4 protein-coding genes and 2 pseudogenes are annotated in these 3,177 nt (G+C 36.4%); 5 read left to right on the top strand and 1 reads right to left on the bottom strand.

From position 1 onward, the window contains the following. Window positions 1–148: hypothetical protein (locus tag AC1DJR_RS27590; RefSeq protein ID WP_477004000.1), on the top strand; the 148-nt coding region annotated here is incomplete at its 5' end. A 31-nt stretch (window positions 149–179) separates the two neighbouring features. On the opposite strand, the gene AC1DJR_RS27585 is transcribed toward AC1DJR_RS27590, so the two are convergent. Beyond that, window positions 180–362, bottom strand: coding sequence for a YjzD family protein (locus AC1DJR_RS27585; RefSeq protein ID WP_001211111.1), 183 nt, complete (start codon window positions 360–362; stop codon window positions 180–182). A 156-nt stretch (window positions 363–518) separates the two neighbouring features. Here AC1DJR_RS27585 and AC1DJR_RS27580 point away from each other — a divergent pair, with 156 nt between their 5' ends. The 4 genes and pseudogenes from AC1DJR_RS27580 to fabH all read left to right on the top strand — a co-directional run. Further along, complete coding sequence (locus AC1DJR_RS27580; RefSeq protein WP_000028694.1) at window positions 519–1,253, top strand: lipase family protein; 735 nt, start codon at window positions 519–521, stop codon at window positions 1,251–1,253. A gap of 29 nt (window positions 1,254–1,282) precedes the next feature. Further along, window positions 1,283–1,972: pseudogene (locus AC1DJR_RS27575) on the top strand (NAD-dependent epimerase/dehydratase family protein); the annotation flags it as partial. An 81-nt stretch (window positions 1,973–2,053) separates the two neighbouring features. Next, window positions 2,054–2,230, top strand: a complete 177-nt coding sequence (locus AC1DJR_RS27570; RefSeq protein WP_002011319.1) for a ComZ family protein — start codon at window positions 2,054–2,056, stop codon at window positions 2,228–2,230. A 425-nt stretch (window positions 2,231–2,655) separates the two neighbouring features. Beyond that, window positions 2,656–3,177: pseudogene (gene fabH, locus AC1DJR_RS27565) on the top strand (beta-ketoacyl-ACP synthase III); the annotation flags it as partial.

The following is a 3,177-nucleotide window of genomic DNA, read 5'->3' as shown; positions in this document are numbered from 1 at the left end:
GATGTACGGAGCTCGTCCTTTAAAACGATACGTACAGCGTCAAGTTGAGACGAAATTAGCGAGAGAATTAATTGCAGGAGCGATTACGGATAATAGTCACGTAGTTGTTGATGTAGAAAATAACGAATTAGTCGTTCATGTAAAGTAAAAAAAGAGTTCGGATAAAATCCGGACTCTTTTTAGTGTTGTTCTACTGGCTCGTTTGGAATCGCAGCTGCAATCGCTAATACTAATACCGCAAGAACAACTGAGAAAATAGACGCTTGGTTAAAATCGTATGTACCGCCAGTCATAGAGCCGATTACATAGCTCATCATATGTACAAGTGCGAACGACCAAATTAATGCCCAAATGAAACGCATATTTTACACCTCTATTCGTTCAATCTGTCCTTATTGTAACACAATTGAAAAAAGAATATAGAAAAATATTTGTAGATTTTTCAACGCAAATTTGCATTCTGTTCATACATTATAAAAGAGTACTTTTATACGTTTAGAAAATAAGGCGGGGGAAAAATGAGTATTACGGAACGTTTTTTTTAYTTAGAAAAAGAACCATGTGTAATTTATTTACCRGAAAAGCCAAATGGATTTTCTGTTATGCTCCTAGGGGATTATAACTATTTTATTGAGAATGGTACAAGTTTATGGACACAACATGCAGGGAGAGCTTATTTTTTACAGGGTCTTATTGAAAAAGGCTATACGGTCTTTTCATCTAACTTATACGGAAGGCATTGGGGGAACGATCGAGCTGTTCGTCTTGCAAAACGTTTGTATGATGTCGTTCTAAGAAAAGAGACATTGAATGCGAAAATGCACATTATGGCAGATGGTATGGGAGCGCTTGTAGCACTGGAGATGATGAACAAATACCCGGAATGTATACGTTCTGTCGTTATGTTAAATCCGTGTTTAGATTTACCAGAATATGTGGAGTTTGAGAAAGAGCATAAGTTTTTTTACAAAAGATTAGTGAAGGAATTAAGTTTGGCGTATGATTCCAAAGAAGAAGAATTAGAATCAAAAATAAATAAGAAATCATTTGCGCTTCTTCCGTCTTGTGTACCTGTTAAGATTTTCGTATCAACACAGGAAAAAAGAGGAAGAAAACAATTGTTACGTAAATACGAGAAAATGAGGCAATTCAATCAATGCGATACTTCTGTTTTATTCCATCTGCAAGATGTGAAATATAAAATGGTTAGACAAACGACTGATTTCTTTAAAAAATATGAAGAAGAATTGTGAAGCTCCCATATACATAAATGAGGAGCTATTTGTTTCAAGGGGAAAGGGTTGGTGGTATGAAACGCGTGCTGATTATAGGTGCACTTACGTTTGTAGGTTATCACCTTGTGAATAAAATGATTGCAGAAGAAGTAGAAGTATATGGTCTTGATTTTGATGAATTTGATAGTATGACAAAAATTAATGAAGAGAAATTATTGTTGATTGGACGGAATGCCTTATTTACGTACTATTCTATAAGGGATGAAGACGGATGGCGATCGGTTGAGGAAGAGAGTTTCGATACGGTTTATTTTTGCTTGTATGAGCCGAATCAGCAAAGTGGATTTCGGAATGAAAGGGTCATATTACAATATTTAAAACGAATCGTAAGGATGTGTGAAAAAAATAAAGTAAAGTTAAATCTAATTTCTTCTATTGAAATAGGAAGCACTGAAGAATCCGAAAACAAACATCTATTTTCGAAAGTGGAAGAAGGGTTGAAAAAAGGCGAATTACAATATAGTGCATATCGAGTTCCTACATTATATGGGCCGTGGCAACCGTCGTTTATGATGTATCATCAGCTTATTTTATCAGAACTTGATGAAAAAGAGTGCCGTTGTATAAATGGAGAAAAAGGAAGCGATTTACTTTACGTTGAAGATGTATGTGAATATTTATGGGAAAATGGAATGAATGTAAAACACCTCGGTATATATAACTTACTTAGCGGAAAGAGTTATACGAAGGGTAGCGCACGTGTTAAACTATTGTATGGATAATTGATTGAAAAGCTTTAATGGAGAGGAAGAGATTACATGAACGAAAAAAGTATGCAATTTTTACAAATCGCAATGAAACATTTACCAGAAGCTAAGGCAATTTTAGATTCTAATGGAATTGCACTTGATATGGAGAAAGCACAGCCGGTGTTAGAGCTATTGATGAAAGTAATGGGCGAAGCATATGAGCTTGGGAAAGCAGATAAAGAATAAAAAAAACCTTCTTTTTTGATGGAAGAGAGGCTCGAACCGTGGATAGAAGCGGTAAGGGCCTTTTTTTATTTCGAGCGAGGTAAGACCAGAGAGATGATGAGGTTAAAGGGAAAGGTTATGAGGAGAACGTCTTAGTTTTGAAGGAAAGCAGATAAAGAATAAAAAAAATCTTCTTTTTTGATGGAAGAGAGGCTCGAGCTGTGGATAGAAGCGGTTGGGGCCTTTTTTTGTTTCGAGCGGAGTAAGGGTATGGAGTAATTTGTATTTTGAAGGGGTAGGGATTTTTCTGTTTCTTTTAATGAAAAATATAGTTAGTAATACGCTGTCTTTATTTTTTAGCTGAAATATATTCTAGACAAAAGTACATTTATGTTTTAAAATTAGTACCAAGTCATAATAATTGATATAAAACGGAGGGCTGCGATGTGAACGTGGGCATTTTAGGGATCGGAAGATATGTGCCAGAAAAAGTAGTCACAAATCACGATTTAGAGAAAATCGTAGATACATCTGATGAATGGATTCGTACGAGAACGGGAAYTGCAGAAAGACGCATTGCCGATGATACAATAGATACTTCATATATGGCGGTAGAGGCTTCTAAAAAAGCACTTGAAGATGCCGGGATTAGCGGAGAGGATATCGATCTTATTTTAGTGGCAACAGTAACGCCAGATCGTGCATTCCCAGCAGTAGYTTGTGTAATCCAAGAAGCAATTGGCGCAAAACACGCAGCCGCAATGGATTTAAGTGCAGCGTGTGCTGGCTTTATGTACGGAATGATTACAGCGCAGCAATTTATTCAAACGGGAACTTATAAAAATGTATTAGTAGTTGGTAGTGACAAACTATCTAAAATTGTAGACTGGAACGATCGAAATACAGCAGTACTATTTGGGGACGGAGCAGGTGCTATCGTAATGGGAGCTGTTTCGGAAGGGAAAGGT

This window comes from Bacillus sp. 05T31, from assembly GCF_056396725.1.
Note: the sequence above shows the minus strand (reverse complement) of the source record. Positions and strands in the feature narration are given on the sequence as shown.

Excerpts from the sequence above, each read along its gene's own strand:
- AC1DJR_RS27570 (WP_002011319.1), top strand. The coding sequence starts at position 2,054 with ATGAACGAAAAAAGTATGCAATTTTTACAAATCGCAATGAAACATTTA.
- AC1DJR_RS27585 (WP_001211111.1), bottom strand. The coding sequence starts at position 362 with ATGCGTTTCATTTGGGCATTAATTTGGTCGTTCGCACTTGTACATATG.